The sequence below is a fragment of the Bradyrhizobium sp. 141 genome (assembly GCF_023074055.1).
Taxonomy (GTDB): Bacteria; Pseudomonadota; Alphaproteobacteria; order Rhizobiales; family Xanthobacteraceae; genus Bradyrhizobium.
Genome location: NZ_JADPKR010000078.1, coordinates 71758 through 96451, shown reverse-complemented (window position 1 = coordinate 96451; position 24694 = coordinate 71758). Strand labels below are relative to the sequence as shown.

The window sequence follows — 24694 nt, the reverse complement described above, 5'->3', positions numbered from 1 at the left end:
CAACGACAGAACAAGCAAAAAAACGCCCCGGGGCACCGGGGCGTTTTCTCAACCTGGAAGTCGCGTGCTGCCTAGGCGGCTTGCGCGGCCGAGTTCTCGATCACCTGCGCCTTCGGTGCGCCGGCGTTGATCGCGATCTGGCGGGGTTTCTTCGCCTCGGGAATCTCGCGGACGAGATCGACGTGAAGCAGCCCGTTCTCGAGTGAGGCGTCCTTGACCTGCACGAAGTCGGCGAGCTGGAAGGCGCGCTCGAAGGCACGCGCGGCGATGCCGCGGTAGAGCACTTCGGACTTCGAGTTCTCGTTGGCGACCTTCTCGCCCTTGATCGTCAGCGTATTTTCCTTCGCGACGATGGAGAGCTCATCCCTGGCGAAGCCCGAGACCGCAACGGTGATGCGGTAGGCGTTCTCGCCGGTACGCTCGATGTTGTAGGGGGGATAACCGGGGCTGCCGTCCGAACCGGCCTGGTCGAGTAGGCTGAAGAGGCGGTCGAAGCCGACGGTGGAACGATAGAACGGGGTGAGATCGTAGCTACGCATGGTCCTAGTCCTCCATTGAGCGACTGTTTGGTAACCCGCCCGCCAATCGGGCCGGGCTTTAGTCTGTGTGCAGCCTGATGTTCCGGTTCCGAAACACTGGTAGCGGCCTGCACGAAGGTGATATGGGTGGAACGAGACGGCGTTCAAGAGGGCGGCATTTGCGCCTTTTCGGCGCTTTGGCCCCTTGATTTGCAGCACTTCGCGCCCAAGCACCTCCAATCATGACGCTGGTCTCGATCCCGTCCAATCCCGTTCCCGAAGACGTCGTCAGCGGCACCATCAAGACGCCCGATGGCGCCGAGCTCCGCTTTGCGCGCTGGGCGCCTCCGGCGAACCGCAAGGGCACCGTCTGCGTCTTCACCGGACGCAGCGAGCAGATCGAGAAATATTTCGAAACCGTGCGCGATCTGCGCGACCGCGGCTTTGCGGTGGCGATGATCGACTGGCGCGGGCAGGGCCATTCCTCGCGCCGCCTGCGCGACCCGCGCAAGGGCTATGTGCGCGATTTCTCCGATTTCGAGGTCGACGTCGAGGCCTTCGTGCAGCAGGTGGTGCTGCCGGATTGCCCGCCGCCGTTCTTCGCGCTGGCCCACTCCATGGGCGGCACGGTGATGCTGCGGGTGGCGCATGCGGGCAAGCGCTGGTTCGACCGTATGGTGCTGTCAGCGCCGATGATCGACCTGCCTGGCCGCACCACCTCGCTTCCGGTGCGTGCGCTGCTCAAGACGATGCGTCTGCTCGGGCAGGGCGGCCGTTATGTCCCAGGGGGCAGCGACCGCCTCACCGGGCTCGACCCCTTCATCAACAATCCCGTGACCAGCGATCCGGTGCGCTATGCACGCAATGCCGCGATCCTGGAGGAGGATCCGACGCTCGGGCTGGCGTCACCGACCGTGGCCTGGGCCGATACCGCCTTCCGCGCGATGAACACGTTCAAGGGCGTGAACTACCCCTCGCAGATCCGCCAACCGATCCTGATGCTGGCGGCTTCCAACGACGCCGTGGTCTCCACCGCGGCGATCGAGGAATTTGCATATCACTTGCGCGCCGGCTCCCATCTCGTGATCGCCGGCGCCAAGCACGAGATCCTCCAGGAGCAGGATCGCTACCGCTCCCAGTTCTGGGCCGCCTTCGATGCCTTCGTGCCGGGCACGCCGCTGTTCAAGTGAGATGCATCCGCGAAGGCGGTGCGCTCCCTCGCCCCGTTCTTACGGGGAGAGGGTTGGGGTGAGGGGCTCTCTCCGCATGCGAGATCGTCGAGAGACCTGTACCCCCTCACCCGGATCGCGCCGGACGATGCTGCGCATCGCCGGGGGCGATCCGACCTCTCCCCGCAAGCGGGGCGAGGTAAGAAAGGCACTACAGCGTCTTCAGATACTCGATCAAATCGTAGCGCTCGGCATCGTCCTTGAACATGCGGCCGATCACGCCGGGGCGTTTCGGCTCGCCGTCCTTGCGCTCGAAGGAATGGCCGAGCACGCTGTTGCCCTGGATCGGATCCTTCTCCGACCCCGCCGAAAACTGCGTTTCGCCCGTCTTGCATTTCTCGTCCGCGGTCACCGCAAAGCCCACGGTGTCAGGGTCATAGTCGCGGCGGCCCATGCAGAATTTTTGCGGGCGCTCGCTCGCCGGCTTCAGCAGCCAATACAACGAGGGCACCGAACCGTTGTGCAGGTAAGGCGCCGTGGCCCAGATGCCGTTCAGCGGCCGCGCGCGATAGCGCGGATCAGGCGCCGGATTGAGACAGTTCTTGCGCGCGAGATTCCAAATCTTCCCACGCTCGGCCTCGGGGATATTCTCATCGTCCATCCATTTGCGGGCGACGAGATCGACCACCGTCATGAGGCCGAGCGCATAGACCATCTCGTTGGGCGAGGTGCTCGCGGTCGGGACCTCGCATTGCCACCATTTCTGGAGATCGGCCGTATTCACCTTCAGGAAGCCGGGCACATCGACGATCCTCTTGCTGAGAACGAGCGACTGTTCGGGATCCGTCTTGATTTCGTCGAGGGGGATCGTCACCGCGTTCAGGACCTTGCTGTCGCCGTTCGGCTCCCAATGCTTCGATGACCAGAAGGCGGGGGTGTCGACGGCCGGCAGGTGGCATCCGGAGCACATCTCGGCGTAGATGGCGCGGCCGCGCTCGACGCGATCGGGCTTCAGCCGCCATGCATCGCCGAGGATCTGCGAAGGCCATTTCGGCGCGAGCAGGCCGCCGAACTTCGGACCGGTGGAAGGATCGGCCGGCTTGAACGGATCGGGACCTCTCAGCATGTCCTCGATCCACCCGAGTGTCCTGATGTGGACCGAGGACCGCCACAGCCTTTCCTCCGGATAGGCGTCGGACAGATTGAGCAGCGCGGTCACGCCAAGCGCTTCGCCGGCGTTGCGGATCAACGGCTGCTCGATCGAGGCGTCGTATTGGGCGAACTTGAACCAGGGCACGGTCCAGATTGGGGGATAGCTGACCGGCGCATCCTGGGCGTGCAGGTTCTTCTCGAATCCCTTGACCCCGCTCAGCGCCAGATCCTGCGAGAAGACCTGGTTGCCGATGCGGTTGAGCGCGTCGAGGCGGCCGAACCCTTCCTCTGTGTCCTGCTGCTGCCTGCCGTTCCAGGTCTTCTTGCCTTCAATCGTCTGTTGCTGTGTCTTCGCCCAGTCGATCAGGAACGTGCCGATCGCGCTGAGCTTCTGCTTGAGTGCGGCGCGGTCCGTCTTGCTGGCGTCGGGGCCGAGCACGCGATCGGCAAAGCGTTGGAAGCGGAACGGGACGTAGAGCGTGTAGGCGATTGAAAGGCCGGTGGAGAGTTCCAGCTTCTTCAGGTCGGTCATGGCTGGGCCGCCGTCGAAGCGGACGTCCACGCCCTGGTAATGGATCTGGCCGGTGTGGCAGGCCGAGCAGGTCAGCCCGATCTTGTCCTCCTCGCGACGGCCGGTCGCGGGATCGACGACGCCGGACATCCGCGCGAAGCCGACCGGCAGGCCGTCGACGTTCTCCGCCGGGGTCCACCTGGTCGACCAGTCCGGCACCTGCGTCGTCTCATAGACATTGGCGTAACCGAAGCGGCGCAGTGTCGTCGTGTCGGTCTGGATCGACTGCGGGCTCGGGATGAAGCCGAAGCCTTCGAGATAGGCGCTGTTCTTCATCATGCCCGGCTTTGAGAACAGATGAAGCCGCGGCTGCTCCAGCGCCATGAACCATTCGTAGGGCACCGGGAAGGTCGCGGTGCCCTGGCTGGCATGATGGAACCAGTGCCGATCCTTCAGCGACCAGTTCTGATCGAGCCAGAAGGCGGCCTTCGTCTCCGGGACCGTAGGCAAGGGCGGCGGCAGAAAATTTACGAGGATTCCCTTCTGCGGCAGCATGGCGCGGACCTGGTTGGGGAATTCGGCGACGGCCACCAGCGCGACGAGGCCAAGGCCGATGACGAACGCCGTCAGCGCGACCGCCCAGCGAAAGCGCAGCTGGCAGGCCGACAGCAGCGGCTGCGACAATATCCGCTGGTTGATACGGTCGGGGAATCTGCGCTCGTTGAACAGCGTGCGCACGTCGGCCACGCTGAGATAACGCTCCTCGTCATTCTTGCCCTTGCCGATGATCTTCAAAAGGATGGGCCATTCGAACTTCATCAGCAGCGGGTAGTACCAGCGTGCGGCGCTGCCGGCGCGCTTGAGGTTGTCGCGCATGAAGGTCTTGATTTCCGCGGCGTTGAGGCCGGGCTCGCTGCTACCGGTGTTCGGGTCGGTGTAGGTCCGGCCGAAGCTCGCGAGCCGCGCGATCTCGTCCTCGTTGACCTGGCCGTCGACGCCGAGGATGCGCGAGCCGGCGCCGCGCTTGTCGAGCGGACCACCGCGCAGCGCGTCGAGCTGCGCGCCCGACCAGATGCTCTTCAGAATGTGACCGATACCGTTGGCGATGAGCGCAACGCCGCGGACCTGGATGCGGGCCGAGATCTTCTTCAGCCCCGTCTCGCCGGTGGCATTCGCGATTGTCTGCGAGAGCGTGTTGAGCGGGACGGTCCCGCCCTCGACGAAACCTTCACCGACGAGGCCGCGCAGGAACGGACAGGGATTGTTCGGCGAGACCGGGACCGAGGGATCGAAGGGCGGCTTCGAAGTGGGATGATGCATGGCCCAAATCCTGAAAACAGCGAATCGAAATGCGCAGGCGCGCTGTTAGAGCGCGGAAAGTCCTAACAAACCGACAGCAGCGGATACTACTTCAGCGTGTAGCGAAGTGTGGCCGAATTCACTGTCGTGTCAACAAAAGCCGGTGCGGATTTGCCAGGGACCGATCAGGGCTGCCAAGAGCCCTGACTGCCAAGAGCCCGTCGTTCAGGACTCGGCGGCGCGTTTGACGTCGCTCTGCACCAGGGTCAGCTTGCCGAGCGGCACGCCGGCCTTCAGCAGCCCCTCGCGGTAATGGGCGAGGTCCTCAGGCCGCTTCCAGTGGAAGTTGCGCAAGTGCCTGTCGACATTCAGGGTTGGATAGTTTCCCATCAGCACGCCGATGGCCTCGCTCGCCTCGCCACTCCGTCCCATCTGAGCCAAAGCCGCGGCGCGGATCGCCAGCGCCTGCATGTGGTTCGGGTTGATGTAGAGCTGCTCGCGAGCCCATGACAGGGTCGCGTCATATTGGCGCAACAGGTAGTGACTGAAGGCGTTCAGCGCCGCCCATTGATAGCGCGGGTCGCTGTTGTCGCGCTGCACCGCCATCGAAAACAGCTCGATCGCCTCGCGGTGCTCGCCGATGATGAAATGGCAGATGCCCAGCACGCCGCGCGCGCCGTTGTCGTAGGGGTTGAGCGCGACCGCGCGCTTGGCGGCATCCATCGCGGCCTCGTAGTGCCCCTCCATGCCGTGAGCCCAGGACAAGATCGAAAACGCGAAGGAGGAGCGCGGGTCGAGCCGGACGCTGGTTTCAGCGAGGTGCATCGCTTCGGCCCACATCTCCCGCGTGCCCTTGACCCAGCCGAACTGGATGCTCTGGATCTGGATCGTGGCGAGATAGGCATGCGCGATCGACAGTTTGGGATCGAGCCGGATGGCCTCGCGGAACAGGTCGACGGCGGCGGCCAGGTCTTCCTTGGTCTGCCGGTAGTAATGCGACAGGCCCTTGAGGAAGCGGTCCCAGGCGCTCACGTCGGTGCTCAGGCGCGCCGGTGCGGAGGCCTCGGCCCGGACGATCTCGGTGGCGATGGCGGCGGACAGGTTGGTGGTGATCTCGTCCTGCATCGCGAAGAGGTCGCCGATGTCGCGATCGTAGCGGCCGGTCCAGAGCTGCTCGCCGGTCTCCGGCGCGATCAGCTCGGCGGTAACGCGGATCTTGGCGCCGGCGCGCCGCACCGAGCCCTGGATCAGATAGGTGGCGTCGATCTCGCGCGCGATCAGGCGCGTGCTGGTGTTCTTGCCCTTGAAGGCGAAGGTCGAGTTGCGGCTCAGCACGCGGTAGAAAGATTGCAGCGACAGCGCGTGGATCAGATCCTCGGTGAGGCCGTCGGAGAAATATTCGTCCTGGGCATCGCTGAGATTGGCGAAGGGCAGCACGCCGACGATCGCGGTGCGGTACTGTTGCGAGAGGGCGGATGCCTCCCTCAGCTCGGGTGCGAGCGCCGGCGCGCCCTCAGGCGTCCAGGTCCAGACTCCGACCGCATCCTTGATGTTCTTGAAGCGATGGTTGCCGGCATCGGTCAGCAGCGCGGTGAGATGCTTGCTCGCCTCGCGATAGGCCTTGGCCGAGATCGCGAAGCCGCCGGGGGTCGCCACCGATTCCAGGCGGACGGCAATGTTGACATCGTCACCGAACACCTCGTCCTCGTCGGCGATGACGTCGCCCATGTGGATGCCGAGCCGGAACTGCATGGCGCGATCGGCCGGCAGATGGTGATTACGCTCCGCCATCAGCGTCTGCATCGCGATCGCGGCCTCGGTGGCGCCGACAATCGAGGGGAACTCCAGCAGGAAGCCGTCGCCCGTGTTTTTGACGACGCGGCCGCCGTGATTGAGGATAATGGGGTGGATCGCGCTGCGATGGGCCTTGAAAGCGGCATGGGTGCCAGCCTCGTCGCTGCCCATCATGCGCGAATAGCCGGCGACATCGGCGCAGACAATGGCGGCCAGACGTCTTTCCATATCCTCGGAGCTCCAAGGGAGGGAGGACCGGCCACGGCGTGGCAGTCGCCTCGAATCCCGCATTTCAAGAACCCCGCCTTTATAAAGCAGATGAGGCCGAGCGGAAGTACGATCCGCATTGCAAATTCGAGGTAAATCCTACGCAGTCCCGGCGGTGGACGGGGACGGACGAACCGGCTAAGCGGAATTGCGACCGCAGGGGCGGCGGCAGGGGCACCTCGCATGCTGGGCATTCACGAAATCTGGCTCTTCATCCTGTCGGGGCTGCTGCTCAACATCACGCCGGGGCCTGATTCCGTTTACGTCATCGGCCGCAGCATGCAGATGGGCTGGCGGGGCGGAGCCGCGGCCGCATTCGGCATCAGTTGCGGCTGTTTTGTCCATGTCGCGGCTGCGGCGATCGGCCTTTCAGCCCTGCTAATGGCATCGTCGACTGCCTTCTCGATCTTGAAGCTGGTCGGCGCGGCCTATCTCGTCATCACCGGGCTTCAGATGCTGTGGTCGCGCCCGGTGCTGGCGGCGGCGATCGATGAGCCGGTGCGGAGCTCGCTGCGGCGGGTGTTCCTGCAGGGTGTCTTCACCAATGCGCTCAATCCCAAGGTCGCGCTGTTCTTCCTGGCCTTCCTGCCGCAATTCGTCGCGGCCGATTCACCCCATAAGCCGCTCGCGTTCCTGACGCTCGGCCTGATCTTCATCTGCACGGGAACGCTGTGGTGCCTGGTGCTGGCGGCGTTTGCGGCGAAAGCCGCCCACCGGCTGCGCAAGTCGGAGGGCGCGATCGCCTGGGTCAACCGCGCTCTCGGCGGCCTCTTCATCTATCTCGGTATCCGCGTCGCCATGTTGGAGACGCGGTAAGTCATTCGAACGAATGATGTGAGCGCGGCACCCTACAATCGCCTTTACGCGAATTCTTTCAGCAGCGCGCTGCCGGCGAGATAAAGGCCGAGCAGGATCATCGCGATCAGGAACCAGCGGCGGAAAGCTTCGGCCGGCATCCGCGCCCGCACCGACTGGCCGATGAACATGCCGGCAAAGGCCATGGCGAGGCCCACGGCGCCCGGCACGGTATTGGCTGGCGTCAACAATCCGCCGGCGGTGAGGTTAAACGCGAGCGCCAGCGTCGCAGTCGTGAAGAACACGCCGAGCGCCTGCACCAGCTCGTCCTTCTCCATGCCGATCGCCTGCATGAACGGCATCGAAGGGATCACCTGCACCCCGGTCGAGGCCGAGATCACGCCGGTGACGACACCGACCACGCCGCCGACCCATTTCTCGTTCCGAGGTGTGACGCGAAACTGGAACTTGTTCAGACCGATTACGGCATAGATGACGAGCAGGGCGCCGAGCACGATCGTGCCGTAGCGCGCATGCGGGCCGGTCAGCGCGCCGGCATTGAGCCAGCAGCCGATCACGGTGCCGATCATCAGCGGCCATAGCCGCCTCAGGATGTCGCGCAAATACGGGCCGACGAAGGTCTGCCAGATGTTAGTGACGATGGCCGGCACGATGACGATGGCGATGGCGCGGCTCGGTGTCATACTCACCGCGAGGAGGCCCATGGACACCGTCGGCAGGCCGAGCCCGACCACGCCCTTGACGAATCCGGCGATCAGGAAGACGGCGGCGATGAGGATGAGCAGCGGATCGATCATATCTGCACATTGACCGAAGCCGCGCGCCGGCACAATCTGGAGGTTACGGAGAGTGCCTTCGTACTGGCCGAAGGCTGAGGAGAGACCTGCCATGCGCTTCGACCTCGTCGACCTCCAGCTCTTCATCGCGGTCGCCGACCAGCGCAGCATCACCCGCGGTGCGGAGCGTGCGCACCTGGCGCTCGCCTCGGCCAGCGCGCGCATCAAGGGCCTGGAGGACGCGCTCGGTGTCGCGCTGCTCAAGCGCGGGCGGCGCGGCGTCGAATTGACCGCGGCCGGCGAGAGCCTGCTCGATCATGCGCGGCTCGTCATCCACCAGATCGACGCCATGCGCGGCGATCTCGCCGGCTTTGCCAGCGGCGTTCGCGCCAGCGTGCATTTCCTCGCCAACACGTCGGGCCTGTCGGAGCATCTGCCGAAGGCGCTCGCCGGCTTCCTGCGCGAGCATCGCGACGTCGCGATCGACATTGAGGAGCGCGAGAGCACCGACATCGCCGCGGCGATCACCGCAGGTGCGGCAGATCTCGGCTTTGCCGCCGAGCACGCGCTGCCCGACCATATCGAGCGCTTCGTCTTCAGCGAGGACCGTCTGACGCTGGTGACGTCGAAGCGCGGCCCGTTCGCGGGCCGCCGCCAGATCGATTTTCAGGAGGCGGGGGCGTGCGACTTCGTCGGCCTGACCAGCGCCATCGCGCTTCAGATGCACATCTCCAAGCACGCGGCCCGGCTCGGCATGCGCCCGCATTTCCGCGCGCGCCTGCGCGACTTCGACGCGATCTGCCAGATGGTCGCCGCCGATGTCGGCGTGGCGCTCGTGCCCGAAGCAGCCGCTCGCCGCTGCGCCAAGACCATGCCGCTCGCCATGGTCCGCCTGCGCAATGCTTTCGCCAACCGAAAACTCGTGATCTGCGCGCGTAGCTTCAAGGCGCTGCCGCGGCCGGCCAAAATGCTGGTGGAGCATCTCCGGGCGGCGGCGGTATAGAAGGAGCCAAGCTCGTCATGCCCGGGCTTGTCCCGGGCATCCACGTTCTTCGTGCCGTGCGGCAAAGACGTGGATGGCCGGGACACGCCCGGCCATGACGGTGTGGCTACTTCGCCGTCTCCACCCCGGCGTCCTTGATCACCTTCGCCCACTTCTGGGTCTCGTCCGCGATGAATGAGCGAAAATGCTCCGGCTCATCGCCGACCAGCGTCGCGCCTTGTGCGGCGAGCTTTTCCTTCACCGCGGGATCCGCCATCGCCTTGGTTGCCAGGCCATGCAGCGCGGTGACAATCTCCTTCGGCGTGCCCTTAGGCGCGACCATGCCGTACCAGTTCTCGATGTGGAGGCCGGCAAAACCCGCTTCCGCGGTGGTCGGCACCTCAGGCGCTGTCGGCGCGCGCGCGGCCGAGCCGACTGCGATCGGCCGCAGCGCGCCCGCCCTGACCTGCGGCAGCAGCACCGGAAGATCGAGGAACGTCATCTGGACCTGTTGGCCCAGCAGATCGTTCACGGCCGGCGCGGCACCGCGATAGGGCACGTGCACGATGTCGATCTTGGCCGTCAGCTTGAACAATTCGCCGGCCAGATGCGGCAGGCTGCCGGGGCCGGAGGAGGCGAAGTTGAGCTTTCCGGGCTGCGTCTTGGCCAGCGCAATCAGCTCGCCGATGTCCTTTGCGGGCACGTTGGTAGCGACCACGAGCATTTCCGGCACGGTGGCAACCAGCGTCACCGGCGTCAGATCGGTCAGCGTGTCGTAGGCGACTTTCTCCATGCTCGGACTGATCGCGAGGGCGCCGGCGCTGGAGATCGCGATGGTGTAGCCGTCGGGCGTGGCCTTGGAGACGGCATCGGTGCCGAGCACGCCGCCCTGGCCGCCGCGATTGTCGATCAGCACCGGCTGGCCCGAGAGCTCCGACATGCGTTGGCCGATCACACGCGCGATGATGTCGTTGGGACCGCCGGCCGGGAACGGCACGATCAGCTTGATTGGCTTCGCCGGAAAATTCTGTGCCGACGCCAGCGTCGGCAACAGCAGAAACAATCCAAGAAGCAGCCTGCGTGAGATGGTCATGCAAGCTCTCCGCCCGCGTTGTTATTGGTTCAAAAGCCTCAAGGCTTCTTCGTGGACCCTGGCGTCGCCGGCGGCGATGATGCGGCCGCCGCCCTGGGCCGGCTTGCCCTCCCAGGTGGTGACGACGCCGCCGGCCCCGGTCACGATCGGGATCAGCGCCGCGATATCATAAGGCTTCAGCTCGGTCTCGACCACGAGATCGACGTGGCCCGCCGCCAGCATGCAATAGGAGTAGCAGTCGCCGCCATAGCGCGACAGCCGCGCGTCCTGCTCGATACGGCCGAAGATGGCGCGGTCCCGCTCGTTCATCAGCAGAGGGCTGGTGGTGTAGGTCGTGGCTTCCGCAAGCGAGGCGCAGCGGCGGACCTGGAGCCGGCGCTCGCCGGAGGGGCCCTTGTAGTTGGCCGAGCCGTTGTCGCCGGAGAAGCGCTCGCCGATGAAGGGCTGGTGCATCATGCCGAACACCGGCGCGCCCTTGTGCAGCAGTGCGATCAGCGTGCCCCAGATCGGAAAGCCGCCAATGAAAGATTTGGTGCCGTCGATGGGGTCGAGCACCCAGACATAGTCGGCATCCTCGCGCTCGTTGCCGAATTCCTCACCGACGATGCCGTGCTGTGGGAAGTTGGCCTTGATCAGCCGCCGCATCACCGCCTCGGCGGCGCGGTCGGCCTCGGTCACGGGGTCGAAATCCCTGGTCTTGCTCTTGTCGTCGATCGACAGCGAGGTGCGGAAGAACGGCAGGATGGTTTCGCCGGAGGCGGTGGCGAGCCGTCCGATGAAGGCGGAGAAGTCGATCACCGTCACAGGCCGAATCCTCAAAAGCGAAATTGGATGAAGCTCGCCTCCTGCCTAGCTCAATTCGGCAGGATCTTGCAGCGCTGTCTTGTTTTGCTCCCTGGTATTTTGAATGCCGCGGCCAGCTGCCATATCTCAGTCATCTCCGGGCCAAATATCGATCACGGCGTTGAAAACTTAGTTCCGACCATGCCTCGTTCGTATGCAAACACCTATCAACCCATTGAATTTCCTTATCAAAGAAACTGAATCTGGGTTTCCGTAGAAGCAACTGAGCCATGTGCATATTGCATGGGAAACGGCTCAAAAGCCCTTGCACTTTGTGCGTCGCGGTCGCATATTGTTGCGGTGCGGTAGCGCTTGGCGTTACCGCTGCCCTCCTTGGGCGTTTCCTCCCTAGACTTGGGCCGCTTGCGTCATTCGCGAGCGGCCCTTTTTTCTTGCGAGCCTCTGCTTTCAGTTCAGCCCGCGCAAATGGGCGAAGCGAAGACGCGTTCGCGCCAACCGCAGATCACACGATCTCAAGAAGAAATGCCGGCGCCTATTCCGCCGCGGCCTGGAACGGGCCGAGGTCGCCGAACGGAATCGTGGTCGCCAGCACGTCGGCGAGAACGCCGAAGTCGGTCGCCACTTGCGCAAAGCGTGGACTGCGCTCGCGCCGTCGCTCGTCCATGTAGATCGCGCGGTTGAGCTCGAGCTGCACCGCGTGCAGGCCGCTCGCGGGATTGCCGTAATGCTCGGTGATGAAACCGCCGGCATAGGGCTTGTTGCGGCCGATCGAATAGCCGAGCCCGGTCATGGTCTCCTCGACCCGGTCGGGCAGAAGCGGCGTGCAGCTCGTGCCGTAGCGGTCGCCGATCACGACGTCGGGACGGCGCGGCTCGTCGCGGGACACGCCGACTGAGGGCATCGAATGGCAGTCGACCAGCACCACGGTGCCGAACATCTGGTGCACCTTGTTGATCAACCGGCGCAGCGCGCGGTGATAGGGCTTGTACAGCGTCTCGATCCGCCCCAGCGCATCGTCGACCAGGATGCGGTCGCGGTAGATCTCCTGGCCGTCGCCGACCACGCGCGGAATGGTGCCGAGGCCGCCGGCGACCCGCATCGAGCGGGTATTGGCAAAGCTCGGCAGCCGTCCGCTGAACATGCGCGGGTCGAGCTCATAGGGCTCGCGATTGACGTCGACATAGGAGCGGGGAAAATTGACCCTGACGGTCGGAAAGCCGCGCTCGCTTAAGTGGCCGATCAGCTCGTCCATGAAGGAATCTTCGGATCGCCGCAGCGTCGGCAGGTCGATCCTGGAGGCGGCGAGGAATTCGTCCGGATAGGTCGAGCCGGAATGGGGCGAGTTGAAGATGACAGGCGCGCGCCATTGCGCGGGCTCCACGATCTCGAAGGCTGGCGACACCTCGCCGTCAAACCGGGTCATCTTCTCAGGCTTCGTCCCTTCGCGCCGGGATCTGGCAGGTCCAGACCACATTGATTCGGCCGATCGAGCGGCTCTTATGTGTCGTCATTGTCCGGAATCGCAACCATTCTGCCAAGCGAAAAGATGTGACGGCTTGTTGGAACACGTCTTAACCGTGCGGGCACGGAGACGGGGATGAGCCGCTGCGGCTCGATTGATTCGAGCCCCATTCCGGTTCACAAGGAACGGGCAGCGTCGCCGCCTCAGGGTAAAGATTTTCACCCCAAATTTACCCTCTGTCGGGCTTAGTGACCTCTGCTGATATCCTCTGGGGATCGACGTTTCCTGCCATGCCAAAAATCCTGCTCGCCGAAGACGACAACGACATGCGCCGTTTCCTGGTCAAGGCGCTGGAAAACGCCGGTTTTCAGGTCTCGTCCCATGACAACGGCATGGCCGCCTATCAACGGCTGCGGGAAGAGCCGTTCGAGATGCTGCTGACCGACATCGTGATGCCGGAGATGGACGGCATCGAGCTCGCCCGCCGGGCTTCGGAACTCGACCCCGACATCAAGATCATGTTCATCACCGGCTTCGCCGCGGTGGCCCTGAACTCGGATTCGGACGCCCCCAAGAATGCGAAGGTGCTGTCCAAGCCCGTGCATCTGCGCGAATTGGTCAGCGAAGTGAACAAGATGCTGGCGGCCTGAATCGGCCCCGTTCCGTCCTTGCGCCGGCTCCCCTGAGCCGTTATAGGGACCCCACCCGATCTAGACGACCTCTAGGGCACGTAGCTCAGCGGGAGAGCACTACCTTGACATGGTAGGGGTCACAGGTTCGATCCCTGTCGTGCCCACCATCCTTCGCTCGCGATAGCAGAGTGCAGGATGCCACGCCGAAGCCCAAAGGGCGAAGGCGGGCTGCCGCCGCGAGCTACGGCTCGGCAAGCCACTCATCTAAATGCGAAGCGTGTCCGGCGTAGCTCGAAGAGCAGACGGACTGGTGCGCCTTGCTCGGTCTTCGGGAACACTCGACTGGCTTCGGCATTGGTCCGCCGTGCCCAAATCCTTCAAGCGCGGCGATCGCGTCAGCTGGAATTCCGAGGCCGGCCGCGTGCGTGGCCATATCCTGCGCGTTCACACGGAGGACGTCGACTACAAGGGCTACACGCACCACGCCAGCGCGGACGATCCGCAATACGAGATCAAGAGCGACAAGACCGACCACGTCGCTCTGCACAAGGGCCGCGCATTGCGGTTGTTGAAGAGCTGACGGCCCGCGGGCCGAGCTGACGAGGCGTCCCATGGCTCATCCCTTCTTCACCATCGGCCATGCCACGCGTTCGATCGAGCAATTCGTCGAATTGTTGCAGGACAGCTCGGTCACCTTCGTGGCTGACGTTCGCACCGCGCCCCGCTCCCGCACCAATCCGCAGTACAATCGCGAGACCCTGCCGCAATCGCTCGGGGCCGCTTCGATCGGCTACGAGCACATCGCCTCGCTCGGCGGCCTGCGCAGCCGCAAGCGCGAGGTGCCGCGCGAGATCAATGCGTTCTGGCAGAACGGCAGCTTCCACAATTACGCCGACCACGCCATGAGCGCGGCCTTTCATGAAGGGCTCGCGCATCTGCGGGCTCTCGGGCAGGTCCAGCGCTGCGCGATCATGTGCGCAGAGACCCTGTGGTGGCGATGCCACCGGCGGATCATCACGGATTATCTGCTCGCTGCCGGCGAGACGGTGTTTCACATTCTCGGGCCCGGGCAAGTCAAACAAGCCGAAATGAATCCGGCGGCGCGGGGCGTGGCTGGCAGCCGCCTGGCCTACCCTGCCGAGAGTTAGCCAACTGTCGCCGGCGAGTTTAGCTTACGCTCCATCCCGGCTACGATGCTATCTCAGACGAGAGGCGCCCATGAGCATATCCGTCATCGAGCAGGCAAAAATTCAGGCGCAGGTGCTGGTGCCGCTGGTCAAGGCGCTCCAGGCCGAGCTCGGCGCGCCGCGCGCCAACGCACTGGTACGCAAGGCAGTCGGCGATCTCTATCGCGGCTTCGGCGAGGAATTCTGGAAGGCCCAGAGTCGGGGCAAGAGCGAAACCGATCTTGGCAAGGCCGTGTCCTCGGCGTTCAGAACCTACGCCCGCGACGACGCGCTCGCCTATGACATCGTCGAGGAGACCCACGACGCCTTCGCCTTCGATGTGAAGCGGTGCGCCTATGCCGAGTTCTACAAGGCGCTCGGCGAGCCCGAGCTCGGCTTCCTTCTGATCTGCACCGCCGACTTTGCGACCGCGGAAGGTTTCGGCTCGGATATCAAGCTGACGCGCACGCAGACGATTATGCAAGGCGCGCCGCACTGCGATTTCCGCTATCGGCGCGATGCGGGCGAGGCGTGATTGCGCCCGCAGGCCGGGCCCGGTCTGGCGTCAGGATCCCGGCGTAACCAAGGCAGACCCGACAGACGATCCTCCCCCGATCGGGCTTGTCCCTAGCCGTAGGGACAGACTTTCGCCGCGACCGAAGCGACATTGCGTCAGCGAAATATAATACCAGGGAGGACATCATGATCCGGCGCTGCCTCGCCGCCTTATGCGTTTGCACTGCAATGGTTCTCGCCATCCCCCGCGCAAATGCCGATATCAAGGTGGGTATCGTGGTTTCTGCTTCGGGGCCGGGCTCGGCGCTCGGGCAGCCGCAGATGCGGACGGTTGCTGCCCTCCCCAAGGAGATCGGCGGCGAGAAGATCGTCTATATCCCCCTCGACGATGAATCGGATTCGACCAAGGGCATTCAGAACGCGCGGCGGCTCGTCATTCAGGACGGTGTCGACGTCCTCATCGGCTCATCGCTGACGCCGGTGACCATGCCGATGCTCGATGTCGCCTGGGAGGCCAGGACACCGATCATCTCGCTGGCCGCGGCGACAGCCATCGTCCAACCGATGGACGAACGGCGCAAATGGGCCTTCAAGGTCGTTCCCAACGACGATTTGATGGCACTCGCGATCCTCAAGCATATCGCCAAATCGGGCGCGAAGACCCTCGGCTACATCGGCGTCTCCGATGGATATGGCGAGGGCTATTACAAGGAAGTGAGCAGGCTTGCCCCCACCCTCGGCCTGACCCTGACCACGCACGAAGTCTATGCGCGCGCCGACACCAGCGTGACCGGCCAGGCTCTCAGGGTGATGGCGACAAATCCAGACGCCGTCTTCATCGCCTCGGCGGGCACGCCGGCGGTCCTGCCGCAACAGGCGCTTCGCGAGCGAGGCTATTCCGGCAAGATCTACCAGACCCACGGTGTGGCCACTGAGGAATTCATCAAGCTCGGCGGCGCCAGTGTCGAAGGCGCCGTCTTCACCGGCGAGGCGTTCACGATCGCGGACGATCTGCCGGCGGACGATCCGTTCCGCAAGATCCGAGACCAATTGCTGTCCGCCTACGAAAAGGCGAACGGGCAGAAGCCGAACATCTTCGCAGCGCATCTGTGGGATTCGATGGCGCTCCTCCAGACGGCGATACCAACTGCATTGAAGACCGCGAAACCCGGCACGGGAGAGTTCCGGGCGGCCCTTCGTGACGAGCTCGAGTGCGTCAAGGAGGTGTATCTCAACAACGGCCTGTCCACGATGAGCGCGAGCGATCACAATGGATACGACGAGCGCTCGGCGTTCTTGATCAAGGTGGAAGGAGGCCGCTTCAGACTGATGAAGTAGCTGCCGAGCAGGAGGGCTTGGCACTGTGATGTAGAGTCGAGCCGGCGTCATCGCGCGCGGAGCCGTGATAGTGCGCAGTCGCCCATGGCCCGTCATTGCGGAGTGCTCCGCGTGATCGGCATTGGCCCATGTCCGAAAAAGGCGTGGACCCGCGCGCGATCGTCTCCATAATCGACACGGAAGACAAATTGCCCGGGCAATCAACCTGGCCAAAAAATGCGGCGCGCGCCGCAAAGGGACGGGAGACGCCTATGTTCACCACCCCGATCGCAAAATCGATGATGACGCTCGCCATCGCCTTGGCTCTCTCAATTCCGCAGGCGCACGCGGACTCGTTGCTGCCGGTTGGACCGAAAGTGGGCGACCAGAACCTGTCGCCGTTCTATCGCTGGTCCGAAACCTTGCCCGAGAGCGCCGGCGTGATGTTGCGCAAGGAACCAATGCTCGTGCAGCCCGAAATCACGGGCGCGGCACTCGCTGAGCGCATCCTCTACACGTCGAACGATCTGCGCTGGCACGCAGGCATCGTGCCGGTCAGCGGCACGCTCTATCTCCCCAAGGGCGAGCCGCCGGCCGGAGGCTGGCCCCTGATTGCCTGGGCGCACGGCACGCTCGGGGTCTCCGATGCATGTGCACCGTCCTGGACTGGTCATAAGCCGCGCGATGCCACCTACATCCAACGCTGGCTGGAGAACGGCTTTGCGGTCGTCGCCACCGACTATCAGGGGCTCGGCGGCCCTGGCCCGCATCCCTATCTGATCTGGGAGGCGGAAGGCCGTTCGGTGCTCGACGGAGTACGCGCGGTGCTCTCCGCCTATAACGACAGGCTCGCGTCCAAAGTCTTCGTCACCGGCCAGTCGCAGGGCTCGGGTGCCGCGATGGGCGCAACTGTGATTGCCGAGAGCTACGCGCCGGACGTCCCGCTCGTCGCCACTGTGGCAACGGGCCTCGTCTCGACCTTCCCGGATGGTCCTTACAAGCCGCCGCAGACCACCGCGATCGGCTCGCCGATCTATACGTCGCTCATGCTGCTTGGCGGTTCGCTGCCCGACGGCGCGCCCTCCGCCGATGATCTCGTCTCCGACAAGGGCAAGCCGATCCTGAAAGCGGCGCGCGAGGGCTGCACGACCGAGATGCGCAATGTCGCCCGGCAAGATGGTACTACTGTCGACAATGTCTACGTCGAGCCGATAGCCAATGTGCTGGCGCGGCTGACCGCAATCACGGACATGAAGGCCGTGCGGCTCAAGGTGCCGTTGCTGCTCGGCACCGGCCTTGCGGATTCCACGCTGGTCCCGGCCCGGCAATATGCGGCGGTCGTGGCCCTGTGCGCCGCTGGAAACGATGTGGTCTGGAAGACCTATCCCGGTGCCACGCATAATGGCGGCCTGAACGCCGCCTTCCCCGATGCGCTCGCTTTTGTCCGCGTCATGCTCGCGGGCCAGAAGCCGCAAGCCAATTGCGCCGGGATTGCGGAGCCCGGCCCTCCCGGCGAGGCCACGCAGGGGGTGGCCTTCAACGATTGATCGGCCGCGTATTTCCTCACCCCGCCTCAATGCGCGGTCGGTGTCACGCAGAGCAGATGCGAAGACATCTCGAAGCCGGCGTCATCGCGCCCAGCAAAGCAGGAGCGCCGCTTACGCGGCGCCGTCTCTTGCCCCTAGCAGCGAGCCCTTCAGCCCGGTCGGAAACAGGCTCGGCGCGCCGTCCACATCGAGATCGGCGAGGTCGAACCAGCGCGCCACGATCTGCTCCCCGTTATCCTCCCTGAAGTCGATGCGGTCCTGATCGCGGAATGCGGCATCGGGAAACTCGACCTCGGAGATGAACATCACCTCGTGCCCGGTCGCGCCCTCGTGCACGAAGATGTTCTCCAGCATCAACGGCTCGCCCTTGAGCGTGACGTCGATGCCGAGCTCCTCGTTGAATTCACGCACGAGCGCAGCCCGCCAGCTCTCACCGAATTCGATCTCGCCGCCAAGCGGACGCACGCCCTTGATCCGCCCCGCATCGTCGCGAATCTCGGCCGCGAGCAGGCGTCCGTCCCGCCAGTGCAGGCCGATCGCGACGACGCGGATGTGGGGATGAGGGCGCCAGGTGGTCATGGGGCATCGTTATCGCGCGCGTCACCGCTGCGCAATGCGTGGAAGCGAAGCCTTGTCGGGCCGGATCCGCACCGCCTTCGGCATGCAAGAGCTTGGCAGCCTTGATCCATGATTTGTCGCCTGCCATTGTCCAGTCGTCCCCACGGCGACGATGCCGATGCATCGTTTCGCCGGATGTGAAGAGAAGGCAGGCCATCGAAATGAGCAGCGTGAACAAGCCCGGCGGCAACTACCTGCCGGTTATCATCCATGGTGGAGTTGCGTATGTCAGTGGCCAGTTGCCGCGTCGCGGCGAGGACCTGCTGTATGCGGGCAAGGTCGGCGCTGGCGTCGATATGGCGGCCGCGCAAGAGGCTGCCGCCCTCTGTGCCGATCTCTGCATTTCCGCCATCAATCACGCAACAGGCGGAGAGGACAGGATCGTCCAGGTCCTGCAGGTCGTGGGATACGTCGCGTCGGCGCCTGGATTTACCCAGCAGTCGCAAGTCATGAACGGGGCCTCCAACCGGCTGATCGAACGCCTCGGTGATCGCGGCCGTCACACGCGTACGTCCGTCGGTGTCGCCGAGTTGCCGCGGGGGGCGCCGGTCGAGTTGAATATGATCGCCGCCGTTCGGTCATAGCAGGTCGTCTTATTTGACGAGATATTTGGCGACCGCCGCCTCGTCCCACGCGATGCCGTTGCCGGGCTCCTCGCTCGGCAATGCAAAGCCGTCCTTGATCTGCAGGCGCGTCGAAAGCACCGCGTCAGCCCAGTCGACATATTCCAGCCAATGCGCGGTCGGCGTCACGCAAAGCAAATGCGCGCTGACTTCCGAGAACAGATGCGAGGACATCTCGATGCCGGCGGCATGCGCGAGTGAGGCGGCGCGCAGCCAGCCGGTGACGCCGCCGATCCGCTGCACGTCAGGCATCACGTAGTCGCAGGCCTCGACGGATAGCGCGGCCTGCATCGAGAACGCACTGTCAAAATTCTCGCCGATCTGGACCGGCGTATGCAGCGCGTCCGCGATGCGGGCGTTCCCGGCATAGTCGTCGTGGCGGATCGGCTCCTCGATCCAGCTCAAGCCCTCGTCGTCCAGCATCTCGCCGCGGCGAATGGCCTCGGTCACCGTCAGCGCCTGATTATAGTCGCACATCAGCGTCACCTGATCGCCGACCGCCTTTCGCACCGCGCGGACGACGGCGAGATCCTCCCGCGCATCGGGCCGGCCGACGCGGATCTTGGCGGCGTGAAAGCCCTCGGCCAGCAGCTTGTGCGCCTCGTCGACCGCGGCACCCGCCGGCATGATGCCGAGCCCCTTCGAATTGTAAGCCCGGACCGGCTTCGGCGCACCGCCGAGCAGGCGCGCCAGCGGCAAGCCGCGTGTGCGGGCCAGCGCATCCCAAGCCGCCATGTCGATGCCGGATTGCGCCAGCCGCTGCAAACCGGCGAGCCCCAGGAGCGTGAAGCGCTGGGTCAGCTTGCGCTCGATCTCGAACGGCAGCAGCTCGTCGCCGGCGAGCAACTCTGACATTTCCGCGACCATCGCCGTCAGCGGCTTCAAGGCCGCCGGCGTGATCGAGAACAGATAGGCGTGCCCGATGACGCCCTGGTCGGTCTCGCAGTCGATCAGCACCAGCGGCGCTTTGGCGACCGATCCGGTGGAGGTCTGGAGCGGCAGGTTCATCGGCACGATCACGGGCCGCGCATGGAAGCGCTTGATGCGGATGGTCTCGGTCATTTGAAGCTCTCCCGGCGAGTGAATGCTGGTCAACCGATCTTAAGCATTCGATATGAAACGAAAAGATGCCTGCCGCCACTCCTCCACATCGTCGGCCGGGCATGTCGCGCATCAACGACACGGCGGCGGAGATGCGGCCGCCGCCGTGCGCTTCATCTCTCGTGCGGATATTACCCTCGCGAGATGTCGACGTCTTTTGTCTCGCGGGCAAATATCAGGCTCAGAACCATGCATGCGGCCGAAATGCACACGGGATAATATAACCCCGAGTAGATACTTCCGGTCGCGGCCACGATCGCGAAAGCCGTCGCCGGCAGAAATCCGCCGAACCACGCGGCGCTCATGTGGTAGGGAAACGACATGGCGGTGTATCGAATCCGCGAGGGGAACATTTCGAGCAACGACGTCGTGGTCGGGGCGAACGTGATGGTTCCGAAGCTGAGCAGGATGGATAGTAGGAGCACGATCACGGGTGCGTTGATGTCTTCGCTGGCGGCGGCCCCGAGCGGATATTTGTTGTCGTTCAATGCGGCTTTAAGTTCGGCATCGAAGCGTCCCTTCTCCGCTGTCGCATCCGTAGAACTTGCCGCGTAGCCTCGGATCAATCGGTCTCCGATCCTGACCTGGGCGACAAGCGCGCTTGCCGAATTCTCCGTACCGTAGTTGAGACCGAGCTTGGCGAGTGCGTCGGTCACGACGTCGCACGATGAGGTGAATTTGGATGTGCCAAGTGGATTGAATTGCACCGAGCAATCGTCGGGTGCTGCGATGATGGTGATTGGAGCGGCGAGCTGGGCTCGTTCGAGCGCGGGATTTGCGTAGTGAGTAATCCCTTTGAAGATCGGAATCGTGAGCAGCGCCGCGAGCAAATATCCCGTCACATACACCCGACGACGGCCGATCTTGTCGGAGAGGCTGCCGAAGACGACATACAGCGGCGTGGTTATGATGGTGGCCGCGATCAGCATGTAGTTGGCTGTAAGATTCTCCACCCTCAGCACCTTCGTGAGAAAGAACAGAGAATAGAACTGGCCCGTGTACCAGATCACCGCCTGGGCAGGCAGGATGCACAGGGCTCCTACGAGGATCAGCTTGACGTTGCTCCAGTTCTTGAACGTCTCCGAAAGCGGGGCTTTCGAGGCTCGCCCCTCGGCCTTCATGCGGTTGAATTCGGGCGACTCGTCGAGGCGCAACCGGATCCACAGTGAGATACCGAGCAGAACGATCGAGATCACGAAAGGAATGCGCCACCCCCAAAGCGTGAAGGCGTCGGTGCCGATCGAGAGCCGCAGCGGGATGATGACGGCGACTGCAAGCAGAAACCCGAGCGCTGCCGTGAGGATGACCCAGGCGGTCCATGCCGCTCGTTTTCCTGGCGGAGCATGTTCTGCCACATAGATCATCGCACCGCCGAACTCGCCCCCGAGGGCAAGGCCCTGCAGCATGCGCATGGCGATGAAAGCCACGGGAGCTGCCATGCCGATCGTCGCATAGGCCGGCAGCAGTCCGATCACGAAGGTTGAAAGTCCCATCAGCATGATGGTCACCAGGAACGTGTACTTCCTGCCGACGAGATCGCCCAATCGACCAAAAATAATTGCGCCAAACGGCCGGAGCATGAATCCGGCGGCGAAGCCGAGCAGCGTGAAGATGAAGCCCGCCGTGGGGTTCACGCCGGAGAAGAATGCCTTGCAATTTCCGTCGCCAGAAGTCCGATCAGAAAAAAGTCGTAAAATTCGAAGATGGTGCCGAGCGATGCGCCAAGGATGACGCGCCTGTCCTTGTCCGTCATTGCGGCCGTGCTTGGCATGGTATCGATATAAGTCATGGTTCCCTCCCTTTTTTGAGACAGCACTCTTCGGTCGGCGCACCGTTGGGATGCGTCGTTTTCTGGACCTGGCTTTCCGTCCCGTCTGGCCGTCGGACGGTTAGGTGTGACGCTTCCTCAAGGCTCTGCCGCGATGCGTCTCAGCGGTGGAAGACAGCGAATTCGTCGATGTTGACGCGATCGCTGATCAGCGTGTTTTCGGGCGCGTCCGGATCGGGATGACCAAGCGCCATCCCGGATAGAACGATGTGGGTGTCGGGAATACCGAGCTGTTCGTGCACGATGCGCCCGTACTCGCACCAGGCCTGCTGCGCGCAAGTCTCGAGCTCATGTGCTCGGGCGAGGATCATCACGTTCTGCATGAACATCCCGCAGTCGAGCCATGAGCCGAACAGCAGATGTTTCTCCATCGTGAAGAACAGGCCGACCGGCGCGCCGAAGAATTCGAAGTTACGCAGCATGGCGGTTTTGCGTGCCGCGAAATCATCGCGGGCTATGCCGTACAGTCTGTACAAATCGTAGCCGACTTTTCGGCGACGTGAGAGATATGGCTCCCCGACCGGCACGGGGGCATACGCATATTCATCGCAGCGTTCTCCCGCTGTAGCTGCCTGGATTACAGCTCGCGACAGCGCGGCGCGGGATTCGCCGGTCACGACATGGACGTGCCAGGGCTGGAAATTCGTGCCGGATGGAGCGCGCGAGGCAGCGGACAGGATGGCCCTGACAACGCTCGGGGCAATCGCGGTCGGCAGGAATTGTCGCACCGAGCGCCGCTTCACCACGGCGTCAATCACTGGAGCGGCGCCATGCCCGTGCGGCTTCTCCCGTGGCGAGCCGGACAATTCCGAGCGTGATGTATCGAGGTTCATGTCAGCGGATCCCGGCGGGCGCGGTGGTCAACTCGTCCCGTCGGCGTTGACGCAGGATGAACCTTTGCACCTTTCCGCTGGGCGTCTTGGGCAGCGAGGCGGCGAAATGCACCTGTCGGGGAAAGGCATGTGCTGCATATCGTGTCTTGACCCAGTCCTGGATGCTCTTCGCGACGTCCGGCGACGGGTTCTCGCCGGACCGCAACACGACGTAGGTTTCCAACACCTCGCCGCGCGTGCTGTCGGGTACTGCGATGACGGCGCACTCGCTGACGGCCGGATGGGTTGCGATGATCGATTCGATTTCGAATGGTCCGATCCGGTATCCCGCCATGATGATGACGTCGTCATCACGCGAGGAGAAATGGTAATAGCCATCCTCGTCGCGACGACCCGCGTCGCCGGTCAGGTACCATCGGCCATTCCCGGCGAACTTTTCGGCGCTCTTTTGCGTATCGTCGATGTATCCTGTGAACCAGGCGAGGGGACTGTCTTCCAGCTCGATCGCAACCCGCCCGAGTTCGCCGTCGGCGGCAGGAACATCTTCCTTTTCCTTCAAGACCAGGGCTGACCAGCCGGGCAGGGGTTTGCCCATGGAGCCAGGCTTCAGGGAGCCCGCAAGATCGGGATGATGATGATTGTTGATCAGCATGCCGGCCTCGGTCTGGCCGTAGTGGTCATGTACGGCAACGCCCAACGCATCGACGGCCCAAAGATTGACCTCCGGAGTGAGCGGTTCACCGGCGCTCGAAGCGCAGCGCAGCTTCGTGATCTCCGGTCGCGAACCATCGAATGCGCGCATCGCGCGGTAGATGGTCGGCGCCGCAGTAAAATTCGTTACGTCGTACCGTGAGAGAACTTCGAAAGTCGTGGCCGCATCGAACCCGGCCGTCAGGAGCAGGCTCGGCACGCCGGTGGTGAATGATCCGAGGATGCCGAAGTAAAGGCCGTAAGCCCATCCAGGGTCTGCCGCGCACCAGTAGAGATCGTCGGCAACCAGGCCAAGGCCAAATTCTGCGTAGGCTCCGAAGCCCGCGAGAGCCTTGGTCGGGACCAGGACCCCCTTTGGCGTCCCAGTCGTTCCGGACGTGTAGATCTGAATGATCGGAGCATCGCCTCCGAGCCGCGCTGCGGGCCGCCCCGGCGTCTGTGCGCTCATCATTTTGGAGAAGTGCAAAGCGCCGGGAATGCCTGCGCCTTCTGCTGCCGTCGTGATGATCCTCCACGAGGCGTCAGAAGGCATATCGTCGCCAGGCAGCAATTTCGCCTGCTGGGTTTCATCGCAGACGACCACTTGCGCGTTGCTGCGGGTCAGTCGGAACGCGATACCTGCGGGGGCAAAGGCTGTGAAGATCGGTACATGCACAGCTCCGAGCCGCCAGATCCCCATGACAGCAACGAGGTATTCGGAGCTCTTTCCCATCAGGGTTGCGACGCGTTTACCCGGACCAACGCCGAGCTCCGCGAGCGCGGCTGCGAATTTCTCCGACTCTCGGCGTAAGTCTCCATATGTGATCTCGGTCGCTTCCAGGTCTGCACCGACCACTCTGTAAGTCAAGGCACCGGGCGGATGACGGTCGCAAAGGAGATCGGCCACGCCGGCCTTTGGATCGGCGTAGAGTGCGACCAGATCGTGGACACGTGCGATGGCGGCAGCATGCTGGTGAGACGACACGAGATTTCCTCCGATGAATTCCATGCTTTGGCGTGACGGCCGCGACCGCCCCGCTCATCCGCGACGGCTCTGAGCAGCTAGGCCGGAATGACCGGTTGGCGGCTGCGGCCATTCTTCGGCTGATCTGGATGTCAAATTCGATTGAAATTAGAATTCTAATTCTAGTTAGTCAAGCCTGCTTTGCAAGTCTGCTTT

22 protein-coding genes, 1 tRNA gene and 1 pseudogene are annotated in these 24694 nt (G+C 63.7%); 12 read left to right on the top strand and 12 right to left on the bottom strand.

Features of this window, described 5'->3' with window-relative positions; translation table 11 throughout:
• Nucleotides 1-71: 71 nt before the first annotated feature.
• Nucleotides 72-539: an Hsp20 family protein gene (locus tag IVA81_RS20645; RefSeq protein WP_247321319.1), complete on the bottom strand. Its 468-nt coding sequence runs from the start codon at nucleotides 537-539 to the stop codon at nucleotides 72-74.
• Between the two features lie 221 nt (nucleotides 540-760).
• Between IVA81_RS20645 and IVA81_RS20640 the strand changes: the two genes are divergently transcribed.
• A complete protein-coding gene (locus tag IVA81_RS20640) occupies nucleotides 761-1708 on the top strand; it encodes an alpha/beta hydrolase (RefSeq protein WP_247321318.1) in 948 nt (315 codons plus the stop codon).
• Between the two features lie 190 nt (nucleotides 1709-1898).
• Here the strand turns inward: IVA81_RS20640 and IVA81_RS20635 are convergent, their stop codons facing one another.
• Nucleotides 1899-4670, bottom strand: a complete 2772-nt coding sequence (locus IVA81_RS20635; protein ID WP_247321316.1) for a di-heme-cytochrome C peroxidase — start codon at nucleotides 4668-4670, stop codon at nucleotides 1899-1901.
• 204 nt (nucleotides 4671-4874) lie between these two features.
• Nucleotides 4875-6671, bottom strand: a complete 1797-nt coding sequence (locus tag IVA81_RS20630) for a tetratricopeptide repeat protein (RefSeq protein ID WP_247321314.1) — start codon at nucleotides 6669-6671, stop codon at nucleotides 4875-4877.
• A gap of 222 nt (nucleotides 6672-6893) precedes the next feature.
• Between IVA81_RS20630 and IVA81_RS20625 the strand changes: the two genes are divergently transcribed.
• Nucleotides 6894-7526 carry a LysE family translocator gene (locus IVA81_RS20625; protein ID WP_247321312.1) on the top strand — a complete coding sequence of 211 codons (633 nt, stop codon included), beginning with the start codon at nucleotides 6894-6896 and terminating at the stop codon, nucleotides 7524-7526.
• A 44-nt stretch (nucleotides 7527-7570) separates the two neighbouring features.
• Here the strand turns inward: IVA81_RS20625 and IVA81_RS20620 are convergent, their stop codons facing one another.
• A complete protein-coding gene (locus IVA81_RS20620) occupies nucleotides 7571-8323 on the bottom strand; it encodes a sulfite exporter TauE/SafE family protein (protein ID WP_247321396.1) in 753 nt (250 codons plus the stop codon).
• A 91-nt stretch (nucleotides 8324-8414) separates the two neighbouring features.
• Between IVA81_RS20620 and IVA81_RS20615 the strand changes: the two genes are divergently transcribed.
• Complete coding sequence (locus IVA81_RS20615) at nucleotides 8415-9305, top strand: LysR substrate-binding domain-containing protein (protein ID WP_247321310.1); 891 nt, start codon at nucleotides 8415-8417, stop codon at nucleotides 9303-9305.
• A gap of 106 nt (nucleotides 9306-9411) precedes the next feature.
• On the opposite strand, the gene IVA81_RS20610 is transcribed toward IVA81_RS20615, so the two are convergent.
• Nucleotides 9412-10377: a tripartite tricarboxylate transporter substrate binding protein gene (locus IVA81_RS20610; RefSeq protein WP_247321308.1), complete on the bottom strand. Its 966-nt coding sequence runs from the start codon at nucleotides 10375-10377 to the stop codon at nucleotides 9412-9414.
• Nucleotides 10378-10398: 21 nt separating this feature from the next.
• On the bottom strand, nucleotides 10399-11181 hold the full coding sequence (gene hisN, locus IVA81_RS20605; protein ID WP_247321304.1) for a histidinol-phosphatase: 783 nt from the start codon (nucleotides 11179-11181) through the stop codon (nucleotides 10399-10401).
• A gap of 27 nt (nucleotides 11182-11208) precedes the next feature.
• On the opposite strand from hisN, the gene IVA81_RS20600 reads away from it, so the two are divergent.
• Nucleotides 11209-11421 carry a hypothetical protein gene (locus IVA81_RS20600; RefSeq protein ID WP_247321303.1) on the top strand — a complete coding sequence of 71 codons (213 nt, stop codon included), beginning with the start codon at nucleotides 11209-11211 and terminating at the stop codon, nucleotides 11419-11421.
• A 292-nt stretch (nucleotides 11422-11713) separates the two neighbouring features.
• Here the strand turns inward: IVA81_RS20600 and IVA81_RS20595 are convergent, their stop codons facing one another.
• Nucleotides 11714-12604: an N-formylglutamate amidohydrolase gene (locus IVA81_RS20595; RefSeq protein ID WP_247321301.1), complete on the bottom strand. Its 891-nt coding sequence runs from the start codon at nucleotides 12602-12604 to the stop codon at nucleotides 11714-11716.
• A 329-nt stretch (nucleotides 12605-12933) separates the two neighbouring features.
• On the opposite strand from IVA81_RS20595, the gene IVA81_RS20590 reads away from it, so the two are divergent.
• From IVA81_RS20590 to IVA81_RS20560, 7 genes are all read left to right on the top strand, one after another.
• On the top strand, nucleotides 12934-13293 hold the full coding sequence (locus IVA81_RS20590) for a response regulator (RefSeq protein WP_007597092.1): 360 nt from the start codon (nucleotides 12934-12936) through the stop codon (nucleotides 13291-13293).
• A gap of 74 nt (nucleotides 13294-13367) precedes the next feature.
• Nucleotides 13368-13442: transfer RNA gene (locus IVA81_RS20585), tRNA-Val, on the top strand.
• Nucleotides 13443-13639: 197 nt separating this feature from the next.
• A complete protein-coding gene (locus IVA81_RS20580) occupies nucleotides 13640-13855 on the top strand; it encodes a DUF2945 domain-containing protein (RefSeq protein WP_247321299.1) in 216 nt (71 codons plus the stop codon).
• Between the two features lie 31 nt (nucleotides 13856-13886).
• On the top strand, nucleotides 13887-14423 hold the full coding sequence (locus IVA81_RS20575; RefSeq protein WP_247321297.1) for a DUF488 domain-containing protein: 537 nt from the start codon (nucleotides 13887-13889) through the stop codon (nucleotides 14421-14423).
• A 70-nt stretch (nucleotides 14424-14493) separates the two neighbouring features.
• On the top strand, nucleotides 14494-14976 hold the full coding sequence (locus IVA81_RS20570) for an L-2-amino-thiazoline-4-carboxylic acid hydrolase (RefSeq protein WP_247321295.1): 483 nt from the start codon (nucleotides 14494-14496) through the stop codon (nucleotides 14974-14976).
• Nucleotides 14977-15185: 209 nt separating this feature from the next.
• On the top strand, nucleotides 15186-16295 hold the full coding sequence (locus IVA81_RS20565) for an ABC transporter substrate-binding protein (protein ID WP_247321395.1): 1110 nt from the start codon (nucleotides 15186-15188) through the stop codon (nucleotides 16293-16295).
• Nucleotides 16296-16546: 251 nt separating this feature from the next.
• Nucleotides 16547-17821: a lipase family protein gene (locus tag IVA81_RS20560; RefSeq protein ID WP_247321293.1), complete on the top strand. Its 1275-nt coding sequence runs from the start codon at nucleotides 16547-16549 to the stop codon at nucleotides 17819-17821.
• Between the two features lie 111 nt (nucleotides 17822-17932).
• Here IVA81_RS20560 and IVA81_RS20555 read toward each other — a convergent pair whose 3' ends face one another.
• Nucleotides 17933-18400 (bottom strand): NUDIX hydrolase, encoded by a 468-nt coding sequence (locus IVA81_RS20555; protein ID WP_247321291.1) that lies wholly within the window; start codon nucleotides 18398-18400, stop codon nucleotides 17933-17935.
• Between the two features lie 200 nt (nucleotides 18401-18600).
• On the opposite strand from IVA81_RS20555, the gene IVA81_RS20550 reads away from it, so the two are divergent.
• Nucleotides 18601-19023: a RidA family protein gene (locus IVA81_RS20550; RefSeq protein ID WP_247321289.1), complete on the top strand. Its 423-nt coding sequence runs from the start codon at nucleotides 18601-18603 to the stop codon at nucleotides 19021-19023.
• A gap of 9 nt (nucleotides 19024-19032) precedes the next feature.
• Here the strand turns inward: IVA81_RS20550 and IVA81_RS20545 are convergent, their stop codons facing one another.
• The 4 genes and pseudogenes from IVA81_RS20545 to IVA81_RS20530 all read right to left on the bottom strand — a co-directional run bounded on the left by IVA81_RS20545 (nucleotide 19033) and on the right by IVA81_RS20530 (nucleotide 24523).
• Nucleotides 19033-20124, bottom strand: coding sequence for an enolase C-terminal domain-like protein (locus IVA81_RS20545; protein ID WP_247321288.1), 1092 nt, complete (start codon nucleotides 20122-20124; stop codon nucleotides 19033-19035).
• Nucleotides 20125-20294: 170 nt separating this feature from the next.
• Nucleotides 20295-21952, bottom strand: a pseudogene (locus tag IVA81_RS20540) (MFS transporter).
• 140 nt (nucleotides 21953-22092) lie between these two features.
• On the bottom strand, nucleotides 22093-22824 hold the full coding sequence (locus tag IVA81_RS20535; protein WP_247321287.1) for a nitroreductase: 732 nt from the start codon (nucleotides 22822-22824) through the stop codon (nucleotides 22093-22095).
• A 1-nt stretch (nucleotide 22825) separates the two neighbouring features.
• Nucleotides 22826-24523 carry an AMP-binding protein gene (locus IVA81_RS20530; RefSeq protein WP_247321286.1) on the bottom strand — a complete coding sequence of 566 codons (1698 nt, stop codon included), beginning with the start codon at nucleotides 24521-24523 and terminating at the stop codon, nucleotides 22826-22828.
• Nucleotides 24524-24694: the final 171 nt, after the last annotated feature.